A 5,881-nucleotide genomic window follows, 5' to 3' on the forward strand; every position below is an offset into this window, starting at 1 on the left:
CTCGCCGGCCCGCTGGTTTCTCTGGCGCCGCAGCTGTCCGGGCTGGTCAAGTCCGGTGGACGTCTGGCGCTGTCGGGTATCCTCGCCGAACAAGGTGATGAAGTGGCCGCCGCTTATGCACAGGACTTCGATCTCGACCCGATCGCCAATCGCGATGGCTGGGTGCGCATCACCGGCCGTCGGCGCTAATATGTCCGCCTGCATAATCCGGATCGCCGCATGACCGACAGTTTCGTCACCCAGTGCCCGCATTGCCAAACCAGCTTCCGTGTCAGCCATGCTCAATTGAGCGTGGCCCGCGGGGTGGTTCGCTGCGGCTCCTGCCTGCAAGTGTTCAACGCCGCCAAACAGCTGCTTGAGCAACACGCCGGCAAGGACGCGGTGACACCGGTCGCGCCCCCCTTGGGCGAACCGGCGCCGAGCCCGGCACCAACGCCTGCGGCAGAACCTCCGTCCGTCGCCGAAACACCCGCACCACGCGCCATCAGCCAAAAGCAATGGAGCGCCTCGGATCTGGACCTCGACAGCCTCGATCTGGACGAAGAACTCGCCCGCCTCGAGCAACGTGAAATCCAGCCGACCACGGAATTCGGTCGCCCGCGGGAAGACGCCTTGAGCGCCCGCCGTGACAACCACGAAACCGATGAACCGGTATGGCGCGACAGCCTGTTCAGCGCTCGCGACGACGAGCATTTGCCCGAACATGAGCCCGAGCTCGCTGCCGAATCCGAGATTGTCGAGCCAGAACCACTCAAGCCTGCGCGCACCGAACCTTCGCTGTCGCTGGAACCGGTGGACCTGGACGACGAACCGGCGATCCCGCAACTGCGCCTGCACGATCCGATTGATCCACATGCCCGCCGCGAACGTTTGTCCGCCAGCGACGACAGCGATGAGGACGATCTGCCAGCGGTCGAGCCTTTGCGCAAACAGCGTGAACGCGCCGAACCGGGCGTGCGCGCTGAAGTCCTGCAGGACCTGACCGACGATCCGCTACAACTGGACTGGCAAAAGCGCCGCTCGCCCTGGGGCCGACGCCTGCTCTGGCTGCTGTTGGTGCTGTTGGCGGCCGGCGGCCTTGCCGGCCAATACATTGCCTATCATTTCGATGAGCTGGCGCGGCAGGATCAGTACCGCCCCTGGTTTCAGCAGGTCTGCCCGCAAATTGGCTGCACGGTGCCATCCAAAGTCGACATCGCCAGAATCAAGAGCAGCAACCTGGTGGTGCGCAGCCACCCGGAGTTCAGCGGCGCACTGGTGGTCGATGCGATCATCTATAACCGGGCGACGTTCTCCCAGCCGTTTCCGCTGCTGGAGCTGCGCTTTGCCGACCTCAATGGCCATCTGATAGCCAGTCGTCGCTTCAAACCCGGCGAATACCTCAGTGGCGATCTCGAAGGGCTGGCGGAAATGCCACCACAAACACCGATCCACATCGCGCTGGATATTCTCGACCCAGGCCCGAAAGCGGTGAATTACAGCCTGAGTTTTCACTCCCCGGAGTGAACCGCTTCACCGATTCTGCATTGACGGCGGTTTTCTGACTGCGCCGCGGCCAACCAAACCGCTGGCGATAACAGAATAACTGTTCAGATTTTGTTCAATTCAGCCTTTATCCAGTCATCGAGAGCGGGTATCATGCCAACCCTTTTTCGAACTCTCATGATCCGGCCCCACTTCAGGGAAGTCCTATGTCGGCGGTACGCATCGGCCCATACACATTGCAGAACGGCTTGATTCTCGCCCCGATGGCGGGGGTCACCGACCAGCCCTTTCGTCAGCTGTGCAAGCGTTTGGGCGCAGGGCTTGTAGTCTCGGAAATGGTCACCAGTGACATGAGCCTGTGGAACACCCGCAAGTCGCGCATGCGCATGATCCACGAAGGCGATCCCGAGCCACGCTCGGTACAGATTGCCGGTGGCGACGCGCAGATGCTGGCGGAGGCGGCCCGGGCCAACGTCGAGCTGGGCGCACAGATTATTGATATCAACATGGGTTGCCCGGCAAAGAAGGTCTGCAACAAGGCCGCCGGCTCCGCGTTACTGAAAGATGAAGCACTGGTGACCGAGATCCTGCAGGCCGTGGTGGCTGCGGTCGATGTGCCGGTCACCCTGAAGATCCGCACCGGATGGGATCGCGACAACAAGAACGGCTTGACCGTGGCGAAGATCGCCGAGCAGGCCGGGATCACCGCGCTGGCAGTGCATGGCCGCACTCGCGCCGATCTGTATACCGGTGAAGCCGAGTACGACACGATTGCCGCGATCAAGCAGGCCGTGTCGATTCCGGTGTTTGCCAATGGCGACATCGTTTCGCCGGAAAAGGCCCGTTACGTGCTCGACGCGACCGGTGCCGATGGCCTGTTGATAGGCCGTGCCGCCCAGGGGCGGCCATGGATTTTTCGTGAGATCGACCACTTCCTGCGTACCGGCGAGAAATTGCCGGCACCGGAGCTGATCGAAGTGGAACACATCCTGCTGGAGCATCTGGCCGCACTTCACGCCTTCTATGGGGATGTGATGGGCGTCCGTATTGCCCGCAAGCATGTGGGCTGGTATCTCGCAACCTTGCCGGGCGCCAAGGAGTTTCGCGCCCACTTCAATCGTTTGGATGGTACGGAAACACAATGCGCCAACGTTCGGGAGTTTTTCGCCGAGCGTTACAAGAGCCTGACAGGGGACGAAGAAGGGGTGGCCGCATGACGATGATGACCGAGACTTTAGTGAGTGGAACAACACCCGTGAGCGACAACGTGAATTTGAAACAGCACCTCAATACCCCGAGCGAAGAAGGCCAGACCCTTCGCGGGAGTGTCGAGAAGGCGCTGCACAATTATTTCGCCCACCTTGAGGGCGCGTCCGTCACGGATGTGTACAACCTGGTGCTCTCCGAAGTCGAGGCTCCCCTGCTCGAAAGCGTGATGAACTACGTCAAGGGCAACCAGACCAAGGCCAGTGAGCTGCTCGGACTCAACCGCGGCACGCTGCGCAAGAAACTCAAGCAGTACGATCTGCTGTAAGCATTCAATCAAACCAGAAAGGCGCCCGCGTAAAACCGGTCGCCTTTTTTGCTGACTTCCTTTGCTTTTGATGGAAATTGAGATGACCGACCAGACTACCCGCCTGCCGATCCGCCGCGCCTTGATCAGCGTTTCCGACAAGACCGGGATCCTCGAATTCGCCAGGGAGCTCGAAGCTCTGGGCGTCGAGATCCTCTCCACCGGCGGGACGTTCAAGCTGCTGCGCGACAACGGTGTTGCCGCAGTGGAAGTCGCGGATTACACCGGTTTCGCTGAGATGATGGACGGTCGGGTGAAAACCCTGCACCCGAAAATCCATGGCGGGATCCTCGGTCGTCGCGGGATCGACGACGCGATCATGAACGAGCACGGTATCAAGCCGATCGACCTGGTTGCCGTTAACCTCTACCCGTTCGAAGCCACCATCAACAAACCAGGCTGCGACTTGCCGACCGCGATCGAGAACATCGACATCGGCGGCCCGACCATGGTTCGTTCGGCAGCGAAAAACCATAAAGACGTGGCGATCGTGGTGAATGCCAGCGATTACGCCAACGTTCTGCAAAACCTCAAGGCCGGCGGCCTGACCTACGCGCAGCGTTTCGACCTGATGCTCAAGGCATTCGAACACACCGCCGCCTACGACGGCATGATCGCCAACTACATGGGCACCGTGAATCAGGCTGCCGACGTGCTGAGCACCGAAGGTCGCAGCGAATTCCCGCGCACCTTCAACAGCCAGTTCATCAAGGCTCAGGAAATGCGCTACGGCGAGAACCCGCACCAGAGCGCGGCGTTCTACGTGGAAGCCAAGCCTGCCGAAGTCGGCATTGCCACCGCGACCCAACTGCAGGGCAAAGAGCTGTCGTACAACAACGTGGCCGACACCGACGCCGCGCTGGAATGCGTGAAGAGCTTCGTCAAACCGGCCTGCGTGATCGTCAAGCACGCCAACCCGTGCGGCGTGGCCGTGAGCCCGGACGCCGAGGGCGGCATCCGTCAGGCCTACGAACTGGCCTACGCCACCGACACCGAATCAGCCTTCGGCGGCATCATCGCCTTCAACCGTGAGCTGGATGCCGAGACCGCCAAGGCCATCGTCGAGCGTCAGTTCGTGGAAGTGATCATCGCCCCAAGCGTGAGCGAAGAAGCCCGCGCCATCGTCGCGGCCAAAGCCAACGTGCGCCTGCTGGCCTGCGGCGAGTGGTCGGCTGACCGCGCTCCGGCGTGGGACTACAAGCGCGTCAACGGTGGCCTGCTGGTACAGAGCCGCGACATCGGCATGATCGGCGCCGATGAGCTGAAGGTCGTGACCAAGCGCGCCCCGACCGAACAGGAAATCAACGACCTGATCTTCGCCTGGAAAGTGGCCAAGTACGTTAAGTCCAACGCCATCGTCTACGCCAAGAACCGTCAGACCATCGGCGTCGGCGCCGGCCAGATGAGCCGCGTCAACTCGGCACGTATCGCCGCGATCAAGGCTGAACACGCCGGTCTGCAAGTGGCTGGTTCGGTGATGGCATCGGACGCGTTCTTCCCGTTCCGCGACGGTCTGGACAACGCGGCCAAGGTCGGTATCACGGCGGTGATCCAGCCGGGCGGCTCGATGCGTGATGCTGAAGTGATTGCCGCTGCCGATGAGGCAGGGATTGCGATGGTTTTCACCGGCATGCGCCACTTCCGTCACTGAGTTGCGGCAGCTACAAGCCTCAAGCTGCAAGCTGCAAGAAAAAGCGGACACTCGTCGTTCTACTTGCAACTGGCAGCCACACTAATTCAAAGCCACAAGTTGCATCTGAGAAGCCCCCATGGGCTTTCACTTGCAGCTTGTAGCTTGCAGCTTCTCCGAAGGAGTCTTTCTTTGAACATTTTGATCATTGGCAGCGGTGGCCGTGAACACGCCCTGGCCTGGAAAGTGGCTCAGGATCCGCGTGTGCAGAAGGTTTTTGTCGCGCCGGGCAACGCCGGTACCGCGATTGAAGCCAAGTGCGAAAACGTCGCCATCGACGTACTGGCCCTTGAGCAACTGGCCGACTTCGCCGAGAAAAACGTTTCCCTGACCATCGTTGGTCCGGAAGTGCCACTGGTGGCGGGTGTGGTCGATCTGTTCCGCTCCCGTGGCCTGGACTGCTTCGGTCCGACCGCCGGCGCTGCACAGCTGGAAGGTTCGAAAGCCTTCACCAAGGACTTCCTCGCCCGTCACAAGATCCCGACGGCCGACTACCAGAACTTCACCGAGATCGAGCCGGCCCTGGCCTATCTGCGGGAGAAAGGCGCACCGATCGTGATCAAGGCCGATGGCCTGGCCGCCGGTAAAGGCGTGATCGTTGCCATGACCCTGGCCGAAGCCGAAGACGCGGTGCGTGACATGCTCGCCGGCAACGCGTTCGGCGACGCCGGTTCCCGCGTAGTCATCGAAGAATTCCTCGACGGCGAAGAAGCCTCGTTCATCGTCATGGTCGACGGCAAGAACGTCCTGCCGATGGCCACCAGCCAGGACCACAAACGTGTCGGCGACGGCGACAGCGGCCCGAACACTGGCGGCATGGGTGCCTACTCCCCTGCCCCGGTGGTCACCGCTGACGTGCACCAGCGCGTGATGGATCTGGTGATCTGGCCGACCGTGCGCGGCATGGCTGAGGAAGGCAACGTCTACACCGGTTTCCTGTATGCCGGTCTGATGATCGACAAGGCCGGCAATCCGAAGGTCATCGAGTTCAACTGCCGCTTCGGCGATCCGGAAACCCAACCGGTGATGCTGCGTCTGCAGTCGAGCCTGGTGCTGCTGGTCGAAGCCGCTCTGGCGCAAGCGCTGGACAAGGTTGAAGCACAGTGGGACCCACGTCCGAGCGTCGGCATCGT

6 protein-coding genes are annotated in these 5,881 nt (G+C 61.4%); all 6 read left to right on the forward strand.

Annotated elements, in window-relative coordinates:
- A partial coding sequence (locus DBR24_RS32835; RefSeq protein WP_256591631.1) for a 50S ribosomal protein L11 methyltransferase occupies nucleotides 1-189 on the forward strand: 189 nt, incomplete at its 5' end.
- A gap of 30 nt (nucleotides 190-219) precedes the next feature.
- Nucleotides 220-1,506: a DUF3426 domain-containing protein gene (locus DBR24_RS18655; protein ID WP_128615478.1), complete on the forward strand. Its 1,287-nt coding sequence runs from the start codon at nucleotides 220-222 to the stop codon at nucleotides 1,504-1,506.
- A 185-nt stretch (nucleotides 1,507-1,691) separates the two neighbouring features.
- The gene (dusB, locus tag DBR24_RS18660; RefSeq protein ID WP_128615479.1) at nucleotides 1,692-2,702 is read left to right on the forward strand and encodes a tRNA dihydrouridine synthase DusB; all 1,011 of its coding nucleotides are present in this window, start codon (nucleotides 1,692-1,694) and stop codon (nucleotides 2,700-2,702) included.
- Nucleotides 2,699-3,019 carry a DNA-binding transcriptional regulator Fis gene (gene fis, locus DBR24_RS18665; protein ID WP_002555375.1) on the forward strand — a complete coding sequence of 107 codons (321 nt, stop codon included), beginning with the start codon at nucleotides 2,699-2,701 and terminating at the stop codon, nucleotides 3,017-3,019. The genes dusB and fis overlap by 4 nt, the downstream gene beginning before the upstream one ends.
- A gap of 82 nt (nucleotides 3,020-3,101) precedes the next feature.
- A complete protein-coding gene (gene purH / locus DBR24_RS18670) occupies nucleotides 3,102-4,709 on the forward strand; it encodes a bifunctional phosphoribosylaminoimidazolecarboxamide formyltransferase/IMP cyclohydrolase (protein ID WP_128615480.1) in 1,608 nt (535 codons plus the stop codon).
- Between the two features lie 171 nt (nucleotides 4,710-4,880).
- Nucleotides 4,881-5,881: phosphoribosylamine--glycine ligase (gene purD, locus DBR24_RS18675; RefSeq protein WP_256591632.1), on the forward strand; the 1,001-nt coding region annotated here is incomplete at its 3' end.

Source organism: Pseudomonas sp. HMWF006, from assembly GCF_003061205.1.
Taxonomy (GTDB): Bacteria; Pseudomonadota; Gammaproteobacteria; order Pseudomonadales; family Pseudomonadaceae; genus Aquipseudomonas; species Aquipseudomonas monsensis.

What these genes read in the sequence shown, in the direction of transcription:
- DBR24_RS18655 (WP_128615478.1), top strand. Translation starts at nt 220, where the DNA reads ATGACCGACAGTTTCGTCACCCAGTGCCCGCATTGCCAAACCAGCTTC.
- dusB (WP_128615479.1), top strand. Translation starts at nt 1,692, where the DNA reads ATGTCGGCGGTACGCATCGGCCCATACACATTGCAGAACGGCTTGATT.
- fis (WP_002555375.1), top strand. Translation starts at nt 2,699, where the DNA reads ATGACGATGATGACCGAGACTTTAGTGAGTGGAACAACACCCGTGAGC.
- purH (WP_128615480.1), top strand. Translation starts at nt 3,102, where the DNA reads ATGACCGACCAGACTACCCGCCTGCCGATCCGCCGCGCCTTGATCAGC.